Annotated in this window: 22 protein-coding genes; 11 read left to right on the forward strand and 11 right to left on the reverse strand. The window is 67.5% G+C overall.

What is annotated here, in order from left to right; translation table 11 throughout:
- Window positions 1-8: 8 nt before the first annotated feature.
- The 4 genes from E2F49_RS10895 (at window position 9) to E2F49_RS10910 (ending at window position 6,418) form a co-directional block, all read left to right on the forward strand.
- Complete coding sequence (locus E2F49_RS10895) at window positions 9-1,025, forward strand: 3-oxoacyl-ACP synthase III (protein ID WP_055251017.1); 1,017 nt, start codon at window positions 9-11, stop codon at window positions 1,023-1,025.
- Between the two features lie 152 nt (window positions 1,026-1,177).
- Window positions 1,178-2,296 carry a protein adenylyltransferase Fic gene (gene fic, locus E2F49_RS10900; protein ID WP_133393900.1) on the forward strand — a complete coding sequence of 373 codons (1,119 nt, stop codon included), beginning with the start codon at window positions 1,178-1,180 and terminating at the stop codon, window positions 2,294-2,296.
- Window positions 2,296-3,915 carry a site-specific DNA-methyltransferase gene (locus tag E2F49_RS10905; protein ID WP_133393901.1) on the forward strand — a complete coding sequence of 540 codons (1,620 nt, stop codon included), beginning with the start codon at window positions 2,296-2,298 and terminating at the stop codon, window positions 3,913-3,915. Before fic ends, E2F49_RS10905 begins: the two co-directional genes overlap by 1 nt.
- 1 nt (window position 3,916) lies before the next feature.
- Window positions 3,917-6,418, forward strand: coding sequence for a DEAD/DEAH box helicase (locus E2F49_RS10910; protein ID WP_133393902.1), 2,502 nt, complete (start codon window positions 3,917-3,919; stop codon window positions 6,416-6,418).
- Between the two features lie 116 nt (window positions 6,419-6,534).
- Here the strand turns inward: E2F49_RS10910 and E2F49_RS10915 are convergent, their stop codons facing one another.
- Complete coding sequence (locus E2F49_RS10915) at window positions 6,535-8,256, reverse strand: GAF domain-containing protein (RefSeq protein WP_055251012.1); 1,722 nt, start codon at window positions 8,254-8,256, stop codon at window positions 6,535-6,537.
- Window positions 8,253-8,837 carry a biliverdin-producing heme oxygenase gene (locus E2F49_RS10920; protein WP_133393903.1) on the reverse strand — a complete coding sequence of 195 codons (585 nt, stop codon included), beginning with the start codon at window positions 8,835-8,837 and terminating at the stop codon, window positions 8,253-8,255. The genes E2F49_RS10915 and E2F49_RS10920 overlap by 4 nt, the downstream gene beginning before the upstream one ends.
- A 162-nt stretch (window positions 8,838-8,999) precedes the next feature.
- Here E2F49_RS10920 and E2F49_RS10925 point away from each other — a divergent pair, with 162 nt between their 5' ends.
- Window positions 9,000-9,902: an alpha/beta fold hydrolase gene (locus E2F49_RS10925; RefSeq protein ID WP_133394120.1), complete on the forward strand. Its 903-nt coding sequence runs from the start codon at window positions 9,000-9,002 to the stop codon at window positions 9,900-9,902.
- A gap of 35 nt (window positions 9,903-9,937) precedes the next feature.
- Here E2F49_RS10925 and E2F49_RS10930 read toward each other — a convergent pair whose 3' ends face one another.
- On the reverse strand, window positions 9,938-10,369 hold the full coding sequence (locus E2F49_RS10930; RefSeq protein ID WP_133393904.1) for a YkgJ family cysteine cluster protein: 432 nt from the start codon (window positions 10,367-10,369) through the stop codon (window positions 9,938-9,940).
- Between the two features lie 92 nt (window positions 10,370-10,461).
- The gene (locus E2F49_RS10935) at window positions 10,462-10,932 is read right to left on the reverse strand and encodes a YiiD C-terminal domain-containing protein (protein WP_055251008.1); all 471 of its coding nucleotides are present in this window, start codon (window positions 10,930-10,932) and stop codon (window positions 10,462-10,464) included.
- A gap of 174 nt (window positions 10,933-11,106) precedes the next feature.
- Between E2F49_RS10935 and E2F49_RS10940 the strand changes: the two genes are divergently transcribed.
- Window positions 11,107-11,781, forward strand: a complete 675-nt coding sequence (locus tag E2F49_RS10940; protein WP_243713573.1) for a uroporphyrinogen-III synthase — start codon at window positions 11,107-11,109, stop codon at window positions 11,779-11,781.
- 18 nt (window positions 11,782-11,799) lie between these two features.
- Here E2F49_RS10940 and E2F49_RS10945 read toward each other — a convergent pair whose 3' ends face one another.
- The 3 genes from E2F49_RS10945 to E2F49_RS10955 form a co-directional block, all read right to left on the reverse strand.
- Window positions 11,800-12,066 (reverse strand): hypothetical protein, encoded by a 267-nt coding sequence (locus E2F49_RS10945; RefSeq protein WP_133393906.1) that lies wholly within the window; start codon window positions 12,064-12,066, stop codon window positions 11,800-11,802.
- A 144-nt stretch (window positions 12,067-12,210) separates the two neighbouring features.
- Entirely contained in the window at window positions 12,211-12,825 is a 615-nt protein-coding gene (locus E2F49_RS10950; protein ID WP_133393907.1) for a hypothetical protein, read from the reverse strand.
- A gap of 109 nt (window positions 12,826-12,934) precedes the next feature.
- The gene (locus E2F49_RS10955) at window positions 12,935-13,636 is read right to left on the reverse strand and encodes a YitT family protein (RefSeq protein ID WP_133393908.1); all 702 of its coding nucleotides are present in this window, start codon (window positions 13,634-13,636) and stop codon (window positions 12,935-12,937) included.
- 159 nt (window positions 13,637-13,795) lie between these two features.
- Here E2F49_RS10955 and E2F49_RS10960 point away from each other — a divergent pair, with 159 nt between their 5' ends.
- The 4 genes from E2F49_RS10960 to E2F49_RS10975 all read left to right on the forward strand — a co-directional run bounded on the left by E2F49_RS10960 (window position 13,796) and on the right by E2F49_RS10975 (window position 19,305).
- A complete protein-coding gene (locus tag E2F49_RS10960; RefSeq protein ID WP_133393909.1) occupies window positions 13,796-14,518 on the forward strand; it encodes an ABC transporter ATP-binding protein in 723 nt (240 codons plus the stop codon).
- Window positions 14,515-15,954, forward strand: coding sequence for an ABC transporter permease (locus E2F49_RS10965; protein WP_133393910.1), 1,440 nt, complete (start codon window positions 14,515-14,517; stop codon window positions 15,952-15,954). Before E2F49_RS10960 ends, E2F49_RS10965 begins: the two co-directional genes overlap by 4 nt.
- Window positions 15,951-17,204 (forward strand): ABC transporter permease, encoded by a 1,254-nt coding sequence (locus E2F49_RS10970; protein WP_133393911.1) that lies wholly within the window; start codon window positions 15,951-15,953, stop codon window positions 17,202-17,204. Before E2F49_RS10965 ends, E2F49_RS10970 begins: the two co-directional genes overlap by 4 nt.
- Window positions 17,205-17,265: 61 nt before the next feature.
- Window positions 17,266-19,305, forward strand: coding sequence for a TonB-dependent receptor (locus E2F49_RS10975; RefSeq protein ID WP_133393912.1), 2,040 nt, complete (start codon window positions 17,266-17,268; stop codon window positions 19,303-19,305).
- A gap of 4 nt (window positions 19,306-19,309) precedes the next feature.
- Here E2F49_RS10975 and E2F49_RS10980 read toward each other — a convergent pair whose 3' ends face one another.
- The 3 genes from E2F49_RS10980 to gntA form a co-directional block, all read right to left on the reverse strand.
- Window positions 19,310-20,005 carry a class I SAM-dependent methyltransferase gene (locus E2F49_RS10980; protein ID WP_133393913.1) on the reverse strand — a complete coding sequence of 232 codons (696 nt, stop codon included), beginning with the start codon at window positions 20,003-20,005 and terminating at the stop codon, window positions 19,310-19,312.
- Between the two features lie 79 nt (window positions 20,006-20,084).
- Window positions 20,085-20,693, reverse strand: coding sequence for a DUF1989 domain-containing protein (locus E2F49_RS10985; protein WP_133393914.1), 609 nt, complete (start codon window positions 20,691-20,693; stop codon window positions 20,085-20,087).
- Window positions 20,690-21,421, reverse strand: a complete 732-nt coding sequence (gntA, locus tag E2F49_RS10990) for a guanitoxin biosynthesis heme-dependent pre-guanitoxin N-hydroxylase GntA (RefSeq protein WP_133393915.1) — start codon at window positions 21,419-21,421, stop codon at window positions 20,690-20,692. Before gntA ends, E2F49_RS10985 begins: the two co-directional genes overlap by 4 nt.
- Before the next feature lie 337 nt (window positions 21,422-21,758).
- Between gntA and E2F49_RS10995 the strand changes: the two genes are divergently transcribed.
- Window positions 21,759-22,487, forward strand: a complete 729-nt coding sequence (locus E2F49_RS10995; RefSeq protein WP_165971201.1) for a DUF4142 domain-containing protein — start codon at window positions 21,759-21,761, stop codon at window positions 22,485-22,487.
- Between the two features lie 172 nt (window positions 22,488-22,659).
- Here the strand turns inward: E2F49_RS10995 and E2F49_RS11000 are convergent, their stop codons facing one another.
- Entirely contained in the window at window positions 22,660-25,776 is a 3,117-nt protein-coding gene (locus E2F49_RS11000; protein WP_133393917.1) for a PAS domain S-box protein, read from the reverse strand.
- Window positions 25,777-25,941: the final 165 nt, after the last annotated feature.

Consider the following 25,941-nt stretch of genomic DNA (forward strand, 5'->3'; position numbering starts at 1 on the left):
CCCAGCCCATGCTCTTCAAGAACGTCGCCATCGCCGGCCTCGCCCATGTCGATGCGCCGCACCGTGTTTCCAGCGACGACATCAACGCACGGCTGAAGCCGACCATCGACCGCCTCGGCATCAAGACCGACGTGCTGCAGGACATCGCCGGCATCCATGCCCGCCGCCTGTGGGACGACGAGGTCCAGGCCTCCGACGCCGCCACGATGGCCGGCCGCAAGGCGCTCGACGATGCGGGCATCGACGTCGCCAAGCTGGGCCTGCTGGTCAACACCTCGGTCAGCCGTGATTACCTGGAGCCGTCCACCGCCAGCATCGTCGGCGGCAACCTCGGCATTCCGGACACCTGCCAGAACTACGACCTGGCGAATGCGTGCCTCGCGTTCGTCAACGGCATGGACGTCGCCAGTCGCATGATCGAACTGGGCGAGATCGACTACGCGCTGGTCGTCGACGGCGAGACCGCGAATCTCGCCTATGAGAAGACCATCGAACGCCTGCTGCGCCCGGAGACGACCGAAGACGACTTCCGCAACGAACTGGCGACGCTGACGCTGGGCTGCGGCTCGGCGGCGATGGTGCTGGCGCGCGCCGACCTGATTCCGGACGCGCCGCGCTACAAGGGCGGCGTGAGCCGCTCGGCGACCGAGTGGAACACCCTGTGCCGCGGCAACCTCGATCGCATGGTCACCGACACGCGCATGCTGCTGATGGAAGGCATGAAGCTGGCGCAGAAGACCTTCGTCGCGGCGCGCGAGGCGATGGGCTGGGTGGTCGACGAGCTGGACCAGTTCGTGATCCACCAGGTCAGCAAGGTGCACACCGGCGCGTTCGTGCAGAACTTCGGCATCGACCCCAAGAAGGTCCACACGATCTTCGGCGAGCACGGCAACATCGGGCCGGCCTCGGTGCCGATCGTGCTGAGCAAGCTCAAGGAGCTGGGCCGCCTGAAGAAGGGCGACCGCATCGCGCTACTGGGCATCGGCTCGGGCCTGAACTGCACGATGGCCGAGGTGGAGTGGTAAGCCAACCACGCAAAGCATGATCTGGGAAAGGCCGGCATGTCCGGCCTTTTTCATATCCTCACCGTACAGCAGCTATCGTTCATGTCGAATAATTATTTATTTATCGACACGTAGGGGCCATCATGTCGACGCCATCGACATGAGCGGTCCGCATGGATCCCCAGCGCCCTTACAACGATCTTCCCCTGCTTCCGCCCGCCGTCGAGCTGGAGACCCGTGACCTGTTGAAGGCCTGTATCGAAGCGCACAAGGCGCTGGCATCGCTCCGACAGGCCACAGGCCATCTGCCCAATCCCGCGGTTCTGATCAATACGATTCCGATCCTCGAGGCGCAGGCGAGCTCCGAGATCGAAAACATCGTCACCACGACGGACGAGTTGTTCCGCTACGCGGACCACATCGAGACAGCCAGCCCCGCCACGCGTGAAGCGCTGCGCTACCGCAGCGCATTGAACGAAGGCTTCCAAGCCCTGTCGACGCGACCGCTGTCCACAACCACAGCCGAGATCGTCTGCTCCCGGATCAAGAATGCCCGGATGCAGGTCCGTCGCATCCCCGGCACGGCACTGGGCAATCAGCAGACAGGCGAAATCATCTACACACCGCCTGTTGGCGAAGCCTTGCTGCGCGACAAGCTGGCCAACTGGGAGCGCTTCATCCATGACGCGCGCGACATCGACCCGCTGATCCGCATGGCGGTCGCGCATTACCAGTTCGAAGCGATCCATCCCTTCACCGACGGCAACGGCCGCACAGGTCGTGTGCTCAACCTGTTGATGCTGGTGGAACAGGATCTGCTCGACCAGCCTGTGCTGTACCTGTCGCGCTACATCATCGAACGCAAGGCGGATTACTACCGCCTGCTGCTCGAAGTCACGCGGGACGGCGCCTGGACCGAATGGGTGGCCTACATGCTCGACGCGGTCGCCGACACCGCACGCTGGACCAGCGCCAAGATCGACGCGATCCGACGCCTGCATGAAGACGCCTGCGAGTGGGTGCGCGCCCAGCGACCCAAGGTCTACACCCGCGAACTGGTCGATGTGCTGTTCAGCCAGCCCTACTGCCGCATCCACAATGTGGTGGAAGCCGGCATCGCCAAGCGCGAGACGGCGGCGCGCTACCTGCGCGAACTGGTGGACATCGGGGTGCTGCAGGAGCAACGCATGGGCAAGGAGAAGCTGTTCCTGCATCCGGCCTACCTGCGCCTGCTGTCCGACAACGCCCACGCGCCGCAGCGCTACGCACTGCCGCAACAGGATGTCCAGTAATGCCTGATTACAACACGCTCGATCGCGAGACTCTGGTCCGCCTGTTGCAGCGCCGCGATGCCGAGCGTCAACTCGGACTGGTGTGGGAGCGTGACGAGATCGAAGGCGACAGCGCCATCAACAGCGACTTTGTCGCGTTGACGCTGGACCCGGCGCTCAGCCACGGCAATGCGCCTTGGGACAACCTCATCATAGAAGGCGACAACTTCGATGCATTGCGCGCCCTGCGTGCCAGCCACAAGGGCGTGATCCGCTGCATCTATATCGACCCGCCGTACAACACCGGCAATCGCGACTTCGTCTACAACGACCGATTCGTCGACCGGGCGCATCGCTTCCGCCATTCGCTGTGGCTGGAGTTCATGTACCAGCGGCTGCTGCTCGCGAAGGAACTGCTGGCGGATGATGGCGTGATCTTCGTCAGCATCGATGACAACGAGCTGTTTCGGCTCGGGATGCTGATGGACCGGGTATTTGGCGAGGATGGGCATGTCGCTACTTGCGTCTGGCAAAAGCGCTACTCGCGTGAGAATCGCGGGGCGATCGGCGATGCTCACGAGTACTTGCTGGTCTATTCCCGGGACCAAAATGCGTTCAAAGCCTGGCGGAACCTGATACCCCTTGACGAGAAACAAGCCTCGTCCTACAGAAACCCCAACGAAGATCCCAAGGGTCCTTGGCAGTCAATCTCATTCACTGCACAAGGCTTTCGACCCAACCAGATGTACGAAATCACCGCACCCAACGGTAAAAGCCACTTTCCTCCGGAAGGTCGTTGTTGGGCAATGGTGGAGCAGGAATATCTAAAACTTGCTGCGGCTGGTCGAATCTACTTCGGACAGGATGGCAACGGCGTGCCGCGCAGCATCCGGTACTTGTCCGAAGTGAATGGCGTAGTACCTTGGACTTGGTGGCCCCATGAGGAAGTGGGTCATACGGATGAGGCACGAAAGGAGGTGCAGTCGATCTTTGGGTCACAAACGGTCTTTGATACACCAAAGCCAGTGCGCCTGATGGAACGTGTGGCACGCATTGCCACGAAGGCAGATGACATAGTTCTCGATTTTTTTGCGGGCTCTGGCACGCTGGCTCACGCCATCTCTAAGCTCAACGCCGAAGACGGCGGCAACCGGAAGTTCATCCTCGTCAGCAGCACGGAAGCAACCGAGGACCAGCCCGGCAAGAACCTGTGCCGGGACGTGTGCGCCGAGCGCGTGCGTCGGGTACAGGCCGGCTACACCAATGCGAAAGGCATCGAAGTCGACGGCCTGGGCGGTGGCTTCGCGTACCTGCGCGCGCGCCGCGTACCGACCCACCGCATGACCCAGAAGCTGGATCACGCCGAGATCTGGACCGCATTGCAGCTGCTGCACGGACACACGCTGACACCTTGGACGGGCGGCGGATTCGCGGCGAGCACGGGAGGCGACGGTGACACCTTCGCGTACCTGGCCGATGCCTATCCGTCCAGCCGTGCCCGCATGACCGCATGGCTCGACGCGCGCGGTACGCATGCCGCCACGCTCTACAGCTGGTCGCCGGAGCGCGACCGCACCGCCGATTCGCCGCACGACTGGCGTCTCATTCCGCACCACCTGCGCGAACGCTTCGGACGCTGACATGGCCGCCTCACTGAAACCCTTCCAAGAGACCGTCTGCAGCGGCATCGTCGCGCGATTCGACAATGTGCGTGCGCTTTACGCGCAGTTGGCCAACGCCGCGCCCGAGCGGTTGACCGAGGCACGCCGCAACGATGCGGCGCTCGTACTGCAGGCGCCGACGGGTGCCGGCAAGACGCTGATCGCCGTCGAGGCCATGCGTCGCACGTCGGCGCAGGAACGTGTGCTGTGGTTCTGGTTCGCGCCGTTCACGGGGCTGGTTGACCAGTCGCAGCGGGTGATCGCTTCACAGGCACCGGAACTGACCGTGTTCGATCTGGACAGCGACCGCCAGCTCGATGCCGTGCGCAGTGGAGGCGTGTTCGTGGTGACCTGGGCTTCGCTGGCGGCACGCAACGCCGACTCGCGACGTGCGCGTCAGGCCGGAGATGCCGGCCTCTCGATCGATGCGGTCATTGTCCTCGCCCGCGAACAGGGCGTGCGGATCGGATGCATCGTGGACGAGGCGCACCATGGCTTCCAGCGCGCGACGCAGGCGCGCAGCTTCTTCAGCGATGTACTGCAGCCTGACTACGCGCTGCTGATGACCGCGACGCCGCGCGATGACGACATGGGAACCTTCGAGCGCGCCACTGGATACACGCTGGGCGAGCCCGCGGACTGGGCATCGGTCAGCCGGTTCGATGCCGTCGAGGCCAGACTGCTCAAGCGCGGCCTTCGCATGGTGCGCTTCATCGCGCGCGACGGCGACACGGCGCAGCTGGTGGATTTCGAGCATCTCGCGCTGCGCGAATGCACCGCGATGCACCGGCGCATCAAGCGCGATCTGGAAGCGCAGGGTGTGTCGCTCACCCCGCTCATGCTGGTGCAGGTGCCTGACGGCAAGGACGCGCAGGAGGCAGCGCGCCGCTATCTGGTCGACACCCTGCAGTTCGATCCCACTGCGGTACGCGTACATACCGCTGCCGAGCCCGATCCGGATCTACTGGCGCTTGCACACGATCCAACGGTCGAGGTGCTGATCTTCAAGATGGCAGTGGCCCTCGGATTCGACGCGCCGCGCGCGTTCACACTCGCCGCATTGCGGGGCGCGCGCGACGTGTCGTTCGGCGTACAGGTGATCGGTCGGATCGTGAGGCGTCATGCCCTGCTACAGCCGCGGATTGACCTGCCGCCCGTGCTCGATCATGGCTACGTGTTTCTGGCCAATGCCGAATCACAGGAAGGCCTGCTGGAGGCCGGCACCCAGATCAACACGCTGACCACACAAGCGCCGGAACTGGGTACCCAGACGGTGGTCACCGTGGTGGGAGATGCCACGCGTTTGCAGGTCGTGCGTAGCGGCGAACCGCTGAGTCTGTTGGTCGCGGATGGTGCGGCCAGTCTCGTGGATACGACACAAGGCGGTGACGACAGGCCGCTAGGCGATATGAAGAACGCCGACGGCGCGTTACGCGATACGCCGTTCTCCGGCTTTGCAGAGGTGACCCAGGCCTTGCTCGAGATCGCAGGTAGCACTGGCGACGCTTCGGCGACAGCGATCGCCGGCGTGACCAATGCGCTTTCGCTGGCACAGGACGCGTTTTATCGGTACCCGCGTCGCGAGGATGCGCCGGCCACGTTGCGGGGTGAGGCATTGCCGCCTCCCCCTACTGACTTCGAGGCGGGCCTTGCAGCGCATGTGGATTTTTCCGCAGAGGTGCTCAACGACCGAACGCGCGGCCGCGTCCAGGTGCAGCGCGTTGACAGCGGTTTGTTTGAACGCAACGGAATCGCCGAGGACGGCGCGGACGTATGGGCCAGCCTGTCGACAGAGGCGGTCGCAGATCGAGCCGAGCAGATTCGTCTGCGTCTACGCGAAGCCAATGACCGCGAACTCTATGCCCGTCTGCTGGAACGCTTCGTCCAAGCCATTGAGGCATCGGGCGCCGAGGTTCCAGCGGACGAGGAAACGCGCATGCAGCAGCTCGATCTGGTGTTGGTGCGACGACCCCACCTGCTGCGTGATGCGTTCCGCCGTCTACGCCAGCACCAGATCAGGGACATCGATGTCGCGCTTGCGGCAGAACTTCAAAGCGATCATCGGCTGCGTGCGGCGAACAAAGGGCTGTATGGTGTATTCCCGCCAGGCATGAACAACGACGAGCATGCAATCGCCGAACAGCTGGATCGACACCCGCTCGTCAGATGGTGGCATCGCAATGTGCCGCATCACGGGGTAGGCCTCTATCGCTGGGACGATGGCGCCGGCTTCTATCCCGATTTTGTTGTCAGCCTTCCGGACCGACCGGGCGACGGCATCGCCCTGCTCGAGCCGAAGGGCGCCCACCTCTGGGGTCTTGAAAGCGAAGTAGAGAAAAGCGCAGCCGTGCATCAAGACTATGGACGCGTCTTCATGGTTGGGCGCAAACGCGGAGAACGCGATTTCACGTTCCTGCGCCCACTTGGCAACCGGTTGCAAAGCGACGGCACTTTCAGCATCGACAGACTGCGATTTCCTTAGCTCCGAGCGTCGAGGACCTTCGAAGCCTGACCCGCAGTCCGGAGCGTGAGCCAGCATCGAGCCCAAAGAAAAAGGCGCCCGACGGGCGCCTTTTTTTGTTCCGCGCAACGGGACGATCAGTCCGCGTTGGCGACGCTCGGCGTGCCGATCAGCGACTGCAGATCGCTCTCGAGCTTGTTGATGCGCTCCGACAGCTGGGCCGATTCCTGCGGACTGACGTGCACCAGACCTTCGAGCAGTTCGGACAGCTGCAGCAGGCGCGCCCGCTGGTCGCGCACGTCCAGACGCACGCGGTGCGCCTGCATGTCGCCAACCTCGGCATGCACCGCACGGCGGCGATAGCGCTCGCGCAGCATCATGTGCAGACGGCCGACGATGCGACGGTCGCCGTCGCTCCACGGCGCGCTGGTGCCGCGCACGGTTTCGTGCCACGCCGAGAAGCTCGCGCGCGGACCGATCTTCTCGCCGTCCTCGTTGACCAGGAACGGTTCGTCCGGCCGGCCGGCCCAGCGCACTTCCTCGACCTCTTCGCAGCGGAAGAAGAACACCCACTCGTTCTTCGCCAGATCCAGCGGCAGTGCGAGGACGCCCGCCAGGCCGTCGGCCGCCTCGACGTTGCCGGCCCAGTCGACGGCGCGCTCGGTGCTGACCGCGCCGGTGCCGGTGTTGCTGCGCTGCAGCCAGTCGAGCAGACCGGGCAGCTGGGTCTCGTCCGGTGCACGACCGGCGCTGTACCAGTGACCGCCCTGCACCAGACCGACGCCGTCGCAGTCGATCGCGCGGTTGAGCAGGTCGAGTTCACCCTGCATCGCCAGACGCGGATCGGCGGCGTTGTCGAGACGCAGCGCCAGCGTGTCGCGCACGCTGCGTGCGTTCTCTTCGAGCGCGATCGCGTGCTGCTGTTCGCGCGAGGCCACGCGCATCGACACGAACAGACCGAACAGGTCGGCCGCGGCGCGCACGCCCGGCGGCACGCGGCGCGCGGTGCGGTGGTGACAGGCGATCAGGCCCCACAGGCGACCACCGGAAATGATCGAGATCGACATCGACGCGACCACGCGCATGTTCGCCAGATATTCCAGATGCACCGGCGACACGCTGCGCAGCGCCATCTGTCCCAGATCGAGCGGCGCGCCGCGGCTGTCGCGGTCGGGCAGGATCGGCACCGGCACGTAGGTCGCATCGGGGATCACGCGGATGCGGTTGCGCAGGTACAGCGAACGCGCCTGCACCGGAATGTCCGACGCCGGATAACGCAGGCCCATGTAGGCCGGCAATGCGGAGTCGCGCGACTCGGCCACCACCTCGCCCGAATCATCGTGGCGGAAGCGGTAGACCATGACGCGGTCGTAGCCGGTCAGCAGGCGCACCTGCTCGGCGACGCGCTGGTTGAAATCGTCGATGTCCTCGCTCGCGGCGACGCGCGCGATCATCGTCTGCGCGACCACCGTCGGCGAACGCTCGCCGGCACTGCGCGGCTGGGGTTCGATCTCGATGTGCACCAGACCGTCGGCCACGTGCACGCTGATGTCGCACAGGTTCGCCATCGGGCCGATGTTGCCGACCGCCGCACGCTGCGGCGGCGCACCGGGCTCGCCGAACCCGATGGTTTCGGCGATCGCCTGGATGAGATCGTCGGTCAGGAACTCGCGCAGCGAATGCCGCAGCATTTCCTCGGGCGTCGCGCCGGTCAGCGCTTCGACGTTCGCAGAGACGTGACGGATGGTCCAGTCGGGCAGCTGGCAGGTGATCAGATATCCGTGCGGCTGGATCGCGCCGGACAGATGGATGGGTTCGTTGGCGCATTCCTGCAACGCGCGCTGGAGTGCTGGGTTCATGCGGCGGGTCCCTGTAGCGAATCGGGAATCATGTGGGCACTTCGTTCGAAGCAACTCTGCACCAGCGCGAATGCGTCACGCGCGCCCTGCAACAGCGGGTCGGCGGGTCGATCACTTCCGGCGCGCGCGGCGAGGCGCTCGAGCACCGTCTTCCACTCGGTGCCGGCGGCATGTCGCGCGAGGAAGCACGCACCCGCCGCTTCGCTGTAGCCCAGCGACTGCACGCCACGCAGCAGATGGCGCGCGCCGAGGCTGCTGCCGGCCATGACGTATTCCCAGCCCAGACGTTCGTCGGCATCGCGGGTGAATCCCCGCACGCCCGAAGGCGGCATGGGCGCCAGCCCCAGATGACGCAGATCGTTGGCAAGCCAGAACGACAGACGCGGCACCGCGTCGATGACGATTTCGAAATCCGCCGCAAAGCGGTGCATGCCGATCAGATAACGCGCATACGCACGCGGCGTGCCGAGCCCGTCCGCGAAACACGCGTCGACGCGTGCATGCAGGTCCGAAGTCCCGGCACGCAGCAAAGCGCGCAGATCATGCCGATCCGCGCCAAGTTCGCGTGCAGTCGTATTCATTTTTACAGCATACGCCGATGCCACGCGGGGCGCTGCCGGTCAACGCGCATAGCGGCGAAGAAACCGGTGCAGGTACAGGCAGCTGAACGGGTTTCGCAGCCCGGATCAGCCGCCCCCTCTACAATGAACGCATTCATTGTGAACGAAGCGGTCTTCCAGCCCATGCAGCGCCCCGACTATCCCTTCACCGGTCACCGTTTCGAAGCGCGTCCGGGCGTACAGCTGCACTATCTCGACGAGGGTCCGCGCGACGGCGAGATCGTCCTGATGCTGCATGGCAACCCGTCGTGGAGCTACTACTGGCGCCACCTGGTGCTGGGCCTGCGCGACCGCTACCGCTGCATCGTGCCCGACCACATCGGCATGGGCCTGTCGGACAAGCCCGATGACGCGCCAGGCGCGCTGCCGCGCTACGACTACACGCTGTCCAATCGCGTCGAGGATATCGGCGCGTTGCTTGCGCATCTGGGCATCGACGGACCGCTGACGCTGGCGGTGCACGACTGGGGCGGCATGATCGGCTTCGGCTGGGCGCTCGAGCACATGCCGCAGGTCAAGCGGCTGGTGATCACCAACACGGCCGCATTTCCGCTGCCGGGCGACAAGCCGATGCCGTGGCAGATCGCGCTCGGTCGCGACTACACCGTCGGCGAATGGATCATCCGAGGCTTCAACGCGTTTTCCGGTGGCGCCTCGTATTTCGGCGTCGAACAGCGCATGCCGGCGGACGTGCGTCGGGCCTACGTCGCGCCCTACGACTCCTGGGCCAACCGCATCAGCACCGTGCGCTTCATGCAGGACATTCCGCTCGGTCCGAAGGATCGCGCCTGGCCCCTGCTCGAGGCGGCCGGCAAGCGGCTGCCCGACTACGCCGACCGCCCGGCGTTCATCGGCTGGGGCCTGAAGGATTTCGTGTTCGACCACCACTTCCTCGCCGGCTTCCGCGCGGCGCTGCCGCAGGCCGAGGTCATGGCCTTCGAGGATGCGGGCCATTACGTGCTCGAAGACAAGCACGCGGTGCTGGTGCCGGCGATCCGGTCGTTCCTGGACGCGCATCCGCTCTGAGGTGTTCGCGGGCATTTGCCCGCAGCGGTTCCCGGTCAGGCCTGCAGGCTGGCGACCGCCATCGGGGCGGCCGCCGGCGGCGGCTCCGGCACGTCGATCGCCTCCACCAGCACGACGCTGATCGACCGCGCCCAATCGGCGGTGGTCAGCACCGGCAGTCCGTGCGCGCTGCGCGCCTTGTCGCACTGCGGACTGGCCGCGCCGTGTTCCCACGAGGCCTGCACGTCGCGGCACGGCTGCGGACGCACGGGATGGATCGAACAGCGCGAGTGGCGGCCGATGTCCGCGTCGAGTGCGATGCATCGTGGCTGCGCTTCCCAAGTGCCGCGCATCACGGCCTGGTGCGGCCCGAAAGCTTCGGTCAGGGCATGGGGCACCACACCGCCGGCGGCATCGGTCTCCATCCAGTGCATCGACACCCGGTAGTGGGCGCAGCAGGCGCCACAGGTCATACACGGATGGCGCATGGGACGACCGGCAATGGCGGCGGAAGGAGCGCGAATTCTTCGCAGCCGCCGGTCCCTGCGCAAGTGCCGCGGCAATGGGCCGCGGCGGGGATTCAGGCGTTGGCGGCCGGGCGACGGATCGCCACGTAACGCGCCTGCATTTCGGTCGCCGTGCCGCCGTCGGGCAGGCCGATGCGCGCGGTCAGCGCGACCCGCGCGCGGCCGCGTTCGCGCAGGGTGCGGGCGAAGGTGTTCCAGTCAGCGTCGGCATCGAGCGTGGCCTCCGCTTCGAGGTCGTCGAGCAGCGGCGCGCGGTACTTCACCGACGAATCGGCGACGTAGACCTCGGCGTCGAGTCCGGCCTGCTCCACGCGCAGCGTCACCAGCCCCCAGGCCGCCAGCGTCATCACCGACACCAGGCTGCCGCCGAAGGCCGAACCCTTGTCGTTGACGTGCGAAGCGAGCGGCGCATGCAGGCGCAACCGCTCGCCGTCGTAGCCGGCCACGGAGACATCCATGGCGGCGACCGGCGGCATCGAGGCGTAGTACGCCTCGAGGGCGCGGAGCGAATCGTCGAGCGTCATGCAGGGAGTTCCTGTGGGGGAAGGCACGCGGTCGTCCGGCTTGCGCCGCATCACCGCAGCCACCAAGCTTGGCGCATGCATCCCGCGCCGGCTTTCCCGCATCAGGCGGGATGTTACGTCATCTCCCTGCGACCTTCCGGAGCGCATGACGCACTTCGACACGCGGCCAATCGCATGCGCATGCGTATGTTCGCGCTGTCGCCGTGGCGCATCGTGCAGCGCGATGACGACGCTACGCGCGCCGCACTGCATGCGGCGCTGAACGCAGACCTCGTCGTGTTCACCAGTCCGCCCGCGGTCGCGGCCACACACGTGCTGCAACCGCTCGTCGCACGCGACGACCAGGCCTGGCTTGCCGTCGGCGCAGGCACTGCGCGTGCGCTTGCGCGCGCCGGTGTCGCCAACGTCCAAGCCCCGCTGCGCATGGACAGCGAAGGCCTGCTGGCATTGCCGGCCTTGCGCGAGGTCGCCGGTCGCAGTGTCGGTCTGGTCACGGCGCCCGGCGGACGCGGCGTGATCGCCGATGCGTTACGCGGCGCGGGCGCGCGTGTCCATCGCGCGGACGTGTACATGCGCGTGCCGACGCCGCCATCGCCGACGCGCATCGCGCAGCTGATGGCATTGCCGGGCCCGTGGGTACTGCCGCTCAGCAGCGGCGAAGCCCTGCAGCGCACGCTCGACGCGTTGCCGGCCGAGGCCATTGCGCGCCTGCGCGAGGCGCGGGTGCTCGCGGCCAGCGACCGGCTTGCGGATTTCGCACGCGACGCGGGATTTCCGGACGTCGTCCGCGCTGCCGATGCGCGTCCGGCGTCCCTGCTCGCGGCGGCTGCGCCGTCGCAGGGTGCGTGACGACGCATCCCGGCTGCATTACCAGCGCAGTGCGAAATGCGCGAACCAGTCCAGCTCACGCGTCCACGTCGCCTGCAGGCCACGGCGTGCCAGCTGTGCGACGACGCTATCGAGATCGACATCGGACATGCCACTGACGTCGACCGTCCATCCGAACTGCCGCGTGTCCGCGTGCGGACGCAGCCGCCATTGTTCAATCAACGCATTGCAGGTCCGACGCGGGGTGCGGCGTCGCGAGGTGCCATGCGTGGGCTGGCGCGGCGGATCATCGAGCGTGTCTTGCATGGAACGCGGTATCGTCGAAGCGGCGGGCACGATGCGGTGCGGTGCACACGCGCACAAGTGCGCGGCAATGACTGCGGTTCATGCGCGTGCAACAGTTGCAAGGCCCGACGCCGAGAGCCTGCAACGACGCGGCAGACCGGGTTGTCAGCGCGCGGCGGGTTGTCCGTCCGCGACGAGGGTCAGACCTTCGCTCAGCAGCCAGCGCGTCGCCAGCACCCGCTCGCGCTGCGGGCGGTCCTTGAGGACGTCGACCATCTGCCGGAACGAACTGCAGCGCGCCTGACGGCTTGCATCATCGGTGCCGGTTGCGGTGAGCCCGAGCATGAAACCGTCGTGCAGTAGCGTCGCGGTGACCGCGGCCGCGCGCAGCACCTGCTGCGCCATCGCAGGGTCGTAGGCCTGCGGCTGACCTTGCAGTCCGCTCATCGCCAGATCGGTGAACGCATTGGCGAAGCGGTTGCGGCTGGCCGGTCCGAGCGTGTCGACCGTGCGCTGGAACGCGGCGAGATCACGACGCGCGTCGGGTTCGAACAATGCGCACAGCGCGCGCGATTCGCGCGGATCGCGCGAGGACTGCAGCACGGCCTGGAACAGCGCGTCGATCGACGGCGTCGATGCACGCCGCAGCACATCGCCACCGGTCGACAGCACGGCGGCAGGATCGATCCGCGACAGATCGATCTCGTACTGCTGGGCGGCGGACAGGCCCGGCGCGGCGCAGGCGGCGAGCAGCAGTGAGGTAGCGAACAGTCGGCGCATCGCGTTGGACTTCCGTGGACCGCGGTCGATAACCGCGAGTCTAGGCGGCAATGCCTGAATGCCCGGCGCCGTTTCCAGATGCGGACCTGTCGCGCGCCGCACAACCGGGTCAGACGCCCATGTAGCGCCCGGGCCGGTGGTTGAACAGCAGCACCAGATTGAGCACCAGCACACCGAGCGCCGAGTACAGCACCTGCGCCGGCGGCACGATGGCCAGGGCGACCAGCATCAGCACACTGTCGAAGCCGAGCTGGAGCTTGCCGGCGCTCCAGCCGCGGCTGCGCTGCAGCCACACCACGACGATGCCGACGCCGCCCAGGCTCGCCCGGTGCCGGATGAAGGACAGGATGCCCATGCCGACCAGCGCCCCGCCGAAGATCGCCGAGAACGCCGGATGCATGGATTCGAACGGCGCCCAGCGTGGAATCGCGTCGGCCACGAAGCCGGTCACGCCCACCGCGAGAAAGGTCTTCAGGGTGAACTCCCAGCCCATGCGCCTGACCGCGATCCAGTAGAACGGCAGGTTGATCAGCACGAACAGCAGACCGAAATGCCAGCCGGTGGCGTAGTGCACCAGCAGCGACACGCCGGCGATGCCGCCCACCAGCAGGCCGCCGGTGGCGAGGATGGACATGCCCAGCGCGCCGACCAGGCTCGCCAGCACCAGCCCCTGCACGTCCTCGACCAGCGTGTGCCGTTGCGGCGACGGTGCCGGCGCGGCCACGGCGATGGCGGCCGCGGTTTCGGCAGCGTCGTGGGGATCTGGATTGACGTGGGCTGCGGACACACGGATCACCGGAGGATGTTGCATCGCAGCATACCCGAAGGCCGCGGAACGGCCGGCAACGCGTGGACGGTCGAACGCGGCTTGGCCGTCGGCCGAGCCAGGCCCGACGCGCAGGCATTGCCGCTGAATTGTAATGTTATTACATGATAGAGTCCGCGCCCTCCAGAAGTGCCCGAGGCCGCCATGACCACGCCCACGCCCGTCGTCGACATCCGCAATCTGTCCGTTTCCTTTGCCGGCAAGACGGTGCTCTCCAGCCTCGATCTGCAGGTGGAGCCGGGCCGCATCTACGCGCTGCTCGGCGGCAACGGCACCGGCAAGTCGACCACGCTGTCGGTGCTGCTGGGCTTCCTGAAGCCCGACGCGGGCGAAGTGCAGGTGGCCGGCGTCACGCCTTGGGAGGCTCCGGACCGGGCGCGGGCGCAACTGGCCTATCTGCCCGAGAACGTCGCGCTCTACGAACATCTGACCGCAATCGAGAACGCCGACTACCTGCTGTCGCTGGCCGGTCGTCGTCACGACGCCGCCGCGATCGGCGATGCCCTGCGCGCTGCGGGCCTGCAGGAATCGGCCTGGCGCCAGCGACTGGGCGGGTTCTCCAAGGGCATGCGCCAGAAGGTGGCGATCGCGATCGCGCTGATGCGCGAGGTGCCGCTGCTGCTGCTCGACGAACCCACCTCGGGACTGGATCCGGGTGCCAGCGCCGACTTCCACGGCCTGCTCGAATCGGTACGCGCGCGCGGCACCGCGGTGCTGATGGTCACCCACGACCTGATGGGCGCGGTCGACGTGGCCGATCGCATCGGCGTGCTCGAACACGGCCGCATCGCGCACGCGTCCGATCGCGACGGTTTCGATCTCGCCGCGCTGCATGCGCACTTCTCGGGCCGGGCGCGCGCGGCATGAGTGCGTTCGTTCCGGTGATGCGCAACGAACTGCGCGCCATGCGCCGCAACCGCACTGCCCTGGCCGGCATCGCCCTGCTGGCGATGCTGTCGGTCGTGGCCACGGTGGTCTCGCTGCACCACATGGGCAGCGCCGCCGACTACCGCGAGCGCCAGCAGGTCGCCGCCCAGGATGCATTCGACGCGCAACCCGACAGGCACCCGCATCGCGTGGTGCACTACGGCCACTTCGTCTACCGCCTGCCCTCGGCACTGGCCGCATTCGATGCCGGCGTCGATCCGTTCACCGGCAGCAGCATGTTTCTGGAAGGCCACCGCCAGAACACCGCCAACTTCGGCGATGTCATGCAGGGTTCGATCCTGACCCGCTTCGGCCAGCTCACCCCGGCCTTCGTGCTGCAGGTGCTGGCGCCGCTGGTGCTGCTGGTGCTGGGCCATGGCGTGCTGGCGCAGGAACGCGAGCGCGGCACGCTGCGGCAGTTGCTGCTGCAGGGTGCGTCCACGCGCGCCGTGATCGGCGGCAAGCTGGCGGCGCTGGGCGTGGTGGCCGCGGTCTTCATGCTGCCGGCCTTCATCGGCCTGGCCTCGATGGCGCTCGCACCGGGCGCATCGCTGGGCGTGGCCGCCGCGCTGATGCTGGCCTACGTGCTGTATCTGGGCCTGTGGTGCGTGCTGATCGCCGGCATGTCGGCGCTGTTCGCGCGCCGCCGCGACGCGCTGCTGGCGCTGGTCGCGATCTGGGCGCTGACCGCGCTGCTGGTGCCGCGCATCGCACCGGACGTTGCGCATGCCGCCTATCCGCTTCCCGACCGGCTGCAGACCGAAGTGGGCATCGGCGAGGACCTGCGCGCGATGGGCGACAGCCACGACGCCGACGACCCCTACTTCGCGAAGTTCCGCCAGGACGTGCTCGATCGCTACGACGTGGATCGCATCGAAGACCTGCCGGTCAACTACAAGGGCCTGCTGGCCGTCGAAGGCGAGCGCATGACCTCGCAGCTGTTCGACGACTACGCTGCGCGCAGCGCGGCCATCCAGCACGATCAGAACACGCTGGTGGGCAAGTTCGCGCTGCTGAGCCCGGCGATCGCGCTGCGCCAGCTGTCGATGGCCGCCGCCGCCACCGACCTCACCGCGCACCTGCGCTTCCTCGAGCAGGCCGAAGCGCACCGCTTCGCGATGGTGCAGCAACTCAACCAGCTGCAGGCCGACGCGGTCACCTATGCCGACGACACCGCCAGCGACGCCGGCGCCGATCAGCGCAAGCGCATCGACCAGCGGCACTGGCAGGCGATTCCGCACTTCGACTTCCAGCCGCAGCCCGCAACCGCGTTGCTGTCGGCCATGCTGCCCGGCCTGCTGGTGCTGCTGGGCTGGGGCGTGGCGGCACTGCTCGTGCTCGGCTGGGCGTCGCGTCGCCTGGGGATGAGCCGATGAGCGCCTGGGGCTTCGAATGGAAACTGCTGCTGCGCGCGCGCATTCCGGTCGCGGGGCTGGCCCTGCTGGCAGTGCTGGCGATCGCGAGTCTGGTTTCGGGCGTGCAGCGCATCGATGGCCAGCGCGCGGCGATCGCGCGCATTGCCGGCCTGCAGGCGACCGACATCGCCGCGCTGAAGGCCCAGCACGGCGACTCCACCGATGCCGGCAGCGCGGCCTACTACACCTTCCACCCCACGTGGCATCCGCCGTCGGCGCTGGCATTCGCCGCAGTGGGCATGCGCGACGTGGCGCCGTACATGCTGCGCGTGCGTGCACTCGGGCTGGAGGCGCAGATCCACGACGGCGACATCTACAACCCGGAACTGGCACTGGCCGGACGCTTCGATTTCGCGTTCCTGCTGACCTTCCTGCTGCCGGTGTTCGTGCTGGTGCTGTGCCACGACCTGCGTTCGGCGGAGACAGAATCGGGACGCGAACGCATGCTGCGCAGCCTGCCGCTGCGGATGCCGGGGCTGTACCTGCGCCGGGCGACCGTCCGCGGCCTGGCCTTGCTGGCCTGCGTCGGCGTGCCTTTTCTCGTCTTGGCGCTCTCGCAAGGCGTGCCCGTGCTGCAGATCGCGGGCGTGCTGGCCCTGGGCGCGGCCTACATCGCATTCTGGATCGCGCTGGCACTGCTTGTGGCCACGCGCGGTTGGCGCTCGGCGACCAATGCCGCGACGCTGGCCACGCTGTGGGTGGCGATCGCACTGGTGCTGCCGGCATTGGCACACGTGGCGATCGAACGCGCGATTCCGGTCGAACAGGGTGCGGAGATCGCACGTGCCCAGCGCGAAGCGGTGAACCACGCCTGGGACATCCCGCGTGAGGACACCATGCAGCGCTTCTACGCGCGCTATCCGGAATGGCGGGACTCGGCGCCGCTGGGGACCGCGTTCCACTACAAGTGGTATCTCGCGTTCCACCAGAACGGCGACGACGCGGTCGCACCGATGGCGGCGGCCTACCGCGACGGCATCGAGCGCCGCACGCAGGCGGCGGCGACGCTGGGTTGGCTGCTGCCGCCCGTCGGCCTGCAGGCCGCACTGACCCGCATGGCCGGGACCGACATGCAGGCGCACCTTGCGTACCAGGACCGCATCCGCGCGTTCCACGCCGATCTGCGCCGGCACTACTACGGCTACCTGTTCCGCGACCGCCCGTTCCGTCAGGCGGACTACGCCGACACGCCCGCTTTCGAACCCCGCTGATCCGCTTTCCGTCTCCCCACACCACCGGCATTCCGTGCCGGCACACGCCAGGTCGTTGTCCATGAAGATCCGTTTGCTGAGTCTCGCCCTGTGCGCGGCCCTGTCCACAGGCGCCGCCCACGCGCAGTCGACCAACGCCACCACGATGGGCACCGTCCACGTGCACCAGACCCGTGGCCAACTGACGGCGCACGAGGTGCTGACCTCGGTCGACGTCCTCGGCGCGGAGCAGATCGAAGACCAGAACGTCGGTCAGAGCTGGGAACTGCTGGGCCAGATGCCCGGTATCCAGCTGACCGAGACGCGTCAGGGCGCCGAATCGGGCAAGGTCAGCTTCCGCGCCTTCAACGGCGAGGGCTATCTCAACGCGATCAAGACGCTGATCGACGGCATCCCCAGCAACGTCAACAGCGGCAACCAGCGCTTCATCGACATGCTGTTTCCGCTGGAGATCGACTACATCGAAGTCGTGCGCGGCACCAACGATCCGCGCTACGGCCTGCACAACATCGGCGGCAACATCAACTTCGGCACGCGCCAGGGCGGCGACTACACCGACATGCGCCTGGGCTACGGCAGCTTCGACACGCGCCAGGTGCAGATGGCGATCGGCCGGGAGATCGGCGATTTCGCGCAGAACGGGTTCCTCGGCTACCAGGCCTCGGAGGGCTACCGCGATCACGACAGCTCGGAGAAATACACGCTGGGCGGCAAGTGGTTCTACGGCGATCTCGACGACGGCATGCGCATCGGCCTGACCGCGCGCGTCTATCGCCAGCAAGCCGACGAGCCGGGCTTCATGACCGCCGAGGAGCTTGCCGCCGATCGCCGCGGCTCCGCGCTGCGCAACCGCAACGACAGCGACGTGCGCGACATGTCGCAGTTCGGAGTGCACGTGGATCTCGCGCTCGCCGACGCGCTGGTGTTCGGCACCAGGCTCTACCACAACCGCTACAAGGACGACCGCAAAGTCACCTTCAGCGACCTGCCCACCGGCAATGCACCGCGGCAGCGTCGCTTCTGGGACGAGCAGCAGACCGGCATGCTCGCCACGCTGACCTGGACGGCCCACGACCGGCTCACCCTGGAGGGCGGCGCGAACCACGAGCAGCAACGCAACGCCTATGTGCGCGAGCGCTTCGCCTACAGCGAACCGACCGACTTCAACGCGCCGCCGGCGCGCGTGCAGAACGACGACTTCCACACCTTCGACAACACCGGCGCCTATGTGCAGGCCATCGTGCAGGCGACCGACGCGCTGAAGATCGTGCCGGCGTACCGCGTGGACCGCTTCAGCGGCGCGACGCAACTGCCCGGCGGTGTGCGTGCGCGGCTGCAGGACTACGGCACCATCGGCCAGCCCAAGCTCAGCGTGGTCTATGCGCTGGGAACAGACACCAACCTCTACGCGAACTGGGGCCGCACCTTCCAGGTCCTGACCGGCTCGACCCCGCCGGCGTATCTGACGCCCGGCCAGATGGCGATGCGGCCCTCGACCAATACCGGCGTCGAGGCCGGCATCCGCTTCGCACCGTTCGACGGCGCCCAGGCGCGACTGGCGTTGTGGCAGCAGGACGCCGAGAACGAGATCTCCAACATGCCGGCCACCGGCACGACCGTGGTGCTGGGCGAGACCCGTCGCCGCGGCGTGGACGCGCAGTTCGACTGGCAGCTGGGCGACGACTGGACGCTGTGGGCCTCCCACGCCTGGCAGGAGGCGAAGATCACCCGCGACGATCGCGCCGCCGCGCTGTCGATCCAGGGCAACGAGGTCGCCGCCACGCCGCGGCACATCAGCAACCTCGGTGTGGACTACCGCTGGAGCGACGCGCTGCAGTTCGGTCTGCAGGGCCGCGCGCAGGGCGACTACTACCTCGAAGAACGCAACATCACCGGCAAGTACGGCAACTTCGCGGTGGTCGACCTCAGCGCGAAGTACACGATCAACCCGAAGATGCACGTCGACGTGCAGCTGAAGAACGCGACCGGCCGCGAGTACGTCTATGCCTGGCACGACAGCTTCTTCCAGGACACGCCGCAGCCGATGTTCTCGCCGTCGACCGGACGCGCACTGTTCGTCGGTTTCACGATGAAGCTCTGAACGCTCAGCGCCGCTGCGCGCACCAGCCGTGGATCATGCCGGCCTGGTGAAAGCGCAGCGGCGGCGTGAACCCCGCATCCTCCACCAGCGCTGCCACGCGCGCGGGCGGCAACACGGCCACATCGTTCGCGTGCGCGGCGCGCATGCGGGTGATTGCCGCCTCGTCGAGGCCCGCGCCCGACAGCGTGCGCATCCACAGGCGCAACATGGCCTCGTAGTCGGGCGCCTGCGTGTCCCAGGCCAGGTCGGCCCACGCGAGCGTGCCCCCCGGCCGCAGACGCGATGCGATCGCCGCGAAGAAGGCCGTGCGCGCGGTCGGGTCGAGCAGGAACTGCGAGACCAGGAAGCATGTGGCCGCATCGAAGGACGCGTCGGGCGCCAGGGTGTCGAGCACACCGGCGTGGAACGCGCAGCGATCGATGAAGCCGTCGCGCTCTGCGCGTGCGCGGCAGGCCTCGATCATCCGCGCAGACGGATCGAGTGCCAGAAAGCGCCAGCGCGGGAAACGCCTGGCGAGATGGGCCATCTCCGCGCCCGTGCCTGCGCCGACGCACAGGATGCGGGCGTCGTCGGGAAGATCGGCGAACACCGTCTCGAGCAGGAAATGCAGGCTCTCGCGGATGGGTGCCATCCGCGTCCACTGTGCGTCGTAGCCCGCAGCCTGCTGGTCGAAGAGCGCGTCGAGTTCGTGCTGCTGCATGGTCGGACTCCCGTAGGGTGTCCATCCACGATACAGAGCGCGTCAAGCCCGACGACCCGGGCGCTTGCGCACCCGACCGTCAGCCGGCGAGTCGTTCCACGCGATAGTCGATCGGCTTGTAGCTGAAGTTGTTCGACTGGCCCGCCGAGCAGGCCGTCATCGCCACGATCAACGGCATCTCCGCGCGCAGGCGGATGTGGTCGCCGGCCCGGCTCAGCGGCGGCAAGACGGCGACCTTGCCCTCGGCATCGAAGGCGACATGCATGAAGATGTTGAAGGCGATCGGCACCCGGTCGACGCTGATACCGTACGGCGCCAACGCTGCCGCGAGATTGCCTTCGCAGCCCGGACGTCCTTCGGTCTCGCCGTAGATGATCTCGAACATCTTTTTCGAGCACGGCGTCAGCGTGAAATCGTGCCGGCCGCAGGTGTCCTCGAGGATCGTGAACATCGGCGTGCTGCGATTGGAGTACAGCGTGTCGCCCGTACTCAGCCAGAGTTTGGACGCGTAATCGATCGAACGGCCCGACGATAGATACTCCGCGGTGTCGTCTCGCGAGAACGCCGTCAGGTCGCTGACCTGTTGTCCCATGGGGTCGATCACGACCAGTTCGTCACCGGCCTCCAGTTCGACCGCGCGCCCGGAACACGGTGGAATGCGCGCGCTGCAGACCTCGACGCGGCTCATCGGGCGCTCCGCATGCGCAAGGGGCAGGCCCAGTGCGGGTCGACCTTGCGGCCGCTGTACTGGCGCGTCTCCGCCGCGGCGCCGAAATCGGCCAGATTGGGATTGATCGAACCCTGCAGCGCGGTGTCGCGCTCGCGCGTTGCCGCCTGCATCTTCTGGTAGCGCCCGTCGGCGCGCAGCTGTTCGAACTGGCGATGCGAGTTGAAGACCAGCGCCGGCCGCTCGAAACGTCGCGCGATGCGCGAGGCACCGGGATGCAGTCCGATCACGAAGAAGGGGTGCGACCCCAGGCTCAGGCTGAAGTCCGGCGCGTCCGGATCACGGCCCACGTCGGCGGCCCAGGGATTGCCACGCGCCGCGTCGAGATCGTGCAGGCGCTGCAGCAGCGACCACAGCAGGGCTTCGAACCGTTGCTCGTCCGTGTCGAGCGGGCCTTCGAAGATCGCCACGCAGGAGTGCACGGTGCGGTCTTCCGGGTCCTGCGCATCCAGGCGCTCGGCGAACAGGGTCAGCACGTCGAGCAGACGTGCATCGTTGGCGCGGTCGCCCAATCGTCCGAAGGCATGCGTGCGGATCGCGTCGCGCGCCAGTGCCGCCTTCGAGCCCACGCAGGGAAACGCGCCGTCAGCCACGAAGGCACGGAATGCCTCACCCGGCGCGCCGCCGCTTTCTTCGAGTGCGGCGGGCGCCGCATGGGGGCAGCGTTTGGGAATGGGGCTCGGATACATGTAGATCGCCTGACGTTTCTAGGAGGCGCCGACGCTAGAAGCCGAGGTGGCACATCAACGTGTAGTAACGCATGGGCAACATTTCGAGGTTCAGCGCGCAGTGGCGCAGTTGCCGCAAACGTGAAGCGCTGACTCACAACCTGCTCACGGCCGAGATCGGCATCCAGACGCCGGAGTTCGCGTGCAATTTGTTCGTCACCGGAACGGCCTGCGCGCGAGTCCCCGTCGATCCGCCAATCGTTGGGCTTTGTACCGCCACAGCGCGCCGACGATTCACGTCAGCCACGCGGCGGCAGCACCAGCATCCGCACCCCATACCTTGATGCGGATGCCCGTCATGAAACGCGCGAACCTCCTGTTGGTCGGTGCCGTTGTGCTCGCACTCGCCGCCTGCAATGACAACAACTCGACCACCACCGACAGCGGCAGTGGCAAGGCCGAAGCACGCAATTCCACCGGCGCCACCGAAGACCATGCGCGCGGCATGGCGACCACGCTCGGTGATCCGGATTCGCCGCCGGGTGCGGGCCTGCCGGAAACCGAGGGCACGTCGACGTTCGTCGAGGCCGATCGCAAGGCGCTGCTCGCGGTGATGGAAGTCGACCAGCACGAGATCGCCGCTGCCGACGCAGCGCTTGCGAAGAACGTGCAGGGCGAAGTGCGCGCCTATGCGGAGACGCTGCGCGAGGACCATACGCGCAATCTCGAGGCGACGCGTGCCCTGCTCGGCCCGTCGGCCGACGCCACGGGCGAGGCGATGACGACCGTCGGCGGCGGCACCGCCGCCACCACCGAATCGGCAACCGGCACGCCCGGGTCCGGCGCGCAGCACCTGACCGAAATGAAGCGCAAGCACGATGCCGAGCGCGAGCATCTGCAGACGCTGAGCGGTGCGGCGTTCCAGAAAGCCTGGATCGAATCGATGGAGAAGGGGCATGCCGAGGCGCTGGCCAAGCTCGACGACGAACTGATTCCCAACGCGCAGGACGATCGCGTGCGCAGCCATCTGCAGACCACGCGGACGGCCATCGCCGCACATCTGGAGACTGCGCGCGGTCTGCAGTGACGGAAACGCGGGATCGCCCTTTGCGCGGTGCTCTCCCCACGCGCACGGGCGATGCTGGGGCCACGGGCGGCCTGAAGCACCTTCGAAATGCCACATCGAGACCGGCTTTGCGCCGGTGCACGCCGGGTGCGCGCCCGCGCAGCAGTTGCAGCCTTGGACGGTGCGGGTGCGCTCAACCGGGCGCGCGGGACCCCAACGGCACATCGATCGTGCAGTGCACGCCGTCGCCGGTCAGCGCGAAGGTCGTGCGCGCGGAGAGCTGGTAGGGCAGCGCCTGCTCGATGAGCACGCGGCCCTGACCGGTCCCCTGCACCTGCAGGGCGGTCATGTCGACGCCGGTCTCGCGCCATTCGAGATGGAGTCGCCGTGCGTCGGATGCGGCTTCGACGTGCCAACGGATCGACAGACGCGCACCGGCATGGCGCAAGGCGCCATGTTTGACCGCGTTGGTCGTGAGTTCGTGGAGAGCCATCGCCAGGATCTGCACCGAATCCGGTGACAGCACGACACCCGCGGGGCCGACGAGCCGCACGCGTGCGTCTTCAAGGGCGCCGAAGGCATCCAGCTCGCCGCGTACGAGTTCGTCCAGTGTACCGACGCCCGCACGTGACAGCAGCCGCTGCGCACGGGCCAGCGCGGCGAGCCGGCTGTTGAACTTGGTGAGGAAGTCCTCGAGCCCCCGACTGCTGCGACGCGTCGTCTCGGCCATCGACTGCACCAGACCGAGCAGATTGAAGGTGCGGTGCTGCAGTTCGGCGACCAGCACCGTCTGCTGGTTCTGCAGCCGGCGCATGTCGTCGACATCGGTCGAGGTGCCCAGCCATTCGACGATCGTGCCCGCCTCGTCGCGCACCGGCACCGCGCGCGACTGGAACCAGCGCCAGCTGTCGTCCTCACCGCTGCGCAGCCGGTACTCCGCCGACAGGCCGCCCAGTTTCGACGCCTCGTGCCACGCGTCCCGGGCAGTCGCGCGATCATCGGGATGCACCGCCGACAGCCAGCCCCAGCCATGGCTGTCGCGCGGACTCCGGCCGGTGAAGGTCGTCCACTGCGGGCTGACCCAGGTCCAGGCGCCATCGGCGCCCGCGCGCCAGACCAGTTGCGGGATGCCTTCGACGAGCGCGGTCAGACGCTGCCCGGTCTCGCGCAACTCGGTCATGTCGTGACCGATGCCGCCGATCAGCGTGATCGACCCTTCCGCGTCGAAGATGGGGAAGTCGGTACTGCGTACCCAGCGCACGCTGCCGTCGGACGGCCGGCGGATGCGGTACTCGAACGCGACCTGCTCGCCTGCACGCACACGGTCCATCATCGCCATCGCACGCGGCTGGTCCTCGGGCACGATCAGCGCCAGCCAGCTGCGGTAGTCGTTGTCCGCCAGCGCCGCCTCGCGCGTCACGCCGTAGAGCGTCTCGAATGCGGGCGTGAGGTATTGCCACTGCAGGCTGGCCGCATCCCGGATCCACAACACGTCCTGCGACGCGTCGCCGAACTGGCGCAGCCGCTCCTCGCTTCGGCGCAGGGCATCGAGCATGCGCCGGCGCCCACTGATGTCGCTGATCACCGTGACCGCACCGGTGACGGTGCCGGCGGTGTCCCAGATGGGCGCGGTCGTCACCTCGGTCCAGATCTCGCGACCGGTATCGTCGACATGCAGCATTTCCTGGCCGGGCATCATGCGTTCGCCGCGCAACGCGCGTGCGGCCGGAAAATCGTGCGGCGCAAGTGGCCGGCCGACGGGGTCCCAACCGCGCCAGTGGTTGAGGCTGGCGGGATCACGCGAGGGGATGAGTCCACCGGGCACATAGCGCTGGTACTCGGCGTTGGCGACGATCGTGCGGCCCGCCGTGTCGATGGCGGCGATGCCTGCCGGCACGCTCTCGAACGCGGCGGCCAGGCGCGCTTCGCTGTCGCGCAATACGGTGGCGGCGCGCGCATGCTCGACCGCGGCCCAGGTGCGTTCGGCCGTCAGCCGGGTGAGTGCGATCTCGTCCGCGGTGAAGTCGTGCGCGATATTGAAATTGACGCCGATGAAGGCGAGCAGCCGTCCGTCCTTGACCAGAGGTACGTTCATCGACGCGCCGATGCCCAGTTGGGCGAACGCACGGCGCTGGTCGGCATCGAGCGTCGGGTCGTGCGCGAGGTCCGGCTGCACGAGGTCGCGCCCGGCCAGCAGCTGCGCGCGCAATGCGTCTCCGTAGTCGGCATAGCGGAACCGTCCGGACAGATCGGCTGCGCCGTCGACGTAGTTCGGGTACACGAGAAAGTGCGCACCGTCACCGCAGTCTTCCGCATAGGCCACGCGAGGGGCGCCCAGGTGCCGGCCCAGCACTGCGGCAGCGGTCTGACGCACCGTCTCCGGGTCGCCCAGCGGCCGCAGGGCATCACTGAGTGCGAGCTCGTACGCCTGGCGCGACTGTCGCGCGCGTTCGGCCTGTATCAGCTGCTTGTCGCGGGTGATGTCGTCGAAGATCACCGCCACGCGATGCTGGTGCGGCTCGCCGACGCGGAACGCGTGCACGTTGAACCAGCGCCCGATGGGGCGTGCGCTGTGCTCGAAACGTTCCGAACGACCCGTACGTGCGATGCGGCCGTAGGTCTCGAACCAGAACGGCTCGAGCATGGGCACGACCTCGCTCGCGCGGCGGCCCTCCACGTTTGCCAGGCCCGTATGGCGGACATAGGCCGGATTGGTTTCCAGCAGGATGTAGTCGACCGGTCTGCCCTGCGCATCGAACAGCATTTCGATGACGCAGAAGCCTTCTTCGATCGACTCGAACAGCGCGCGGTAGGTCTGGCGGGTTTCCCGTTCGGCCAGCACCCGCTCGGTGGTCTCCAGCGCCGCGCAGTAGAACCCGCGCACGACCCCGGCATCGTCGCGCAGCGGCGTGATGGTGAAGCTGAGCCAGCTGGTGGATCGGCCGGATCTGCCCGCCAATGCGAGCGGTTGATCGACGAACGCGCGCGAACGTCCGGCGAAGATCGCGTCGAAGACCGGACGGAATTCCGCCCACAGCTGCGGCCATACCGCGCGATACGGTTTGCCGAACGACGCGGGATGGCGGCCGCCCACGAACGGAATGACGCCATCGTTGTAGAGCGAGACCAGCTCGGCGCCCCAGCCGATGTACACGGGCTGCGCGCTGTCGAGCATCAGCTCGACCGCCGCGCGCAAGGCGGTCGGCCACGCCTGCCTGGGACCGAGCGGCGTCGTCGCCCAGTCGTGCGCGGCCAGCAGCGCACGCGCCTCGGGATTGGCGGTCTCACCGGTGTCTGTGGGCGGCGTCAAGGCGGTTGTGTCCCGATCGCGGGGGCGTCGATGCCGCCCACGCTATCCGCTTCGCGCATCGTGCGCGATGCGATAGCGCACACGACACCGATCGCATGCGCACATCATGCGCACCGCCGCACCGGCTGCCGCTGCAGCACGCGTGCAGCGCCGCCGCATGCGTAC

Origin of the sequence: Luteimonas terrae, assembly GCF_004358165.1 — a bacterium.
GTDB lineage: Bacteria > Pseudomonadota > Gammaproteobacteria > Xanthomonadales > Xanthomonadaceae > Luteimonas > Luteimonas terrae.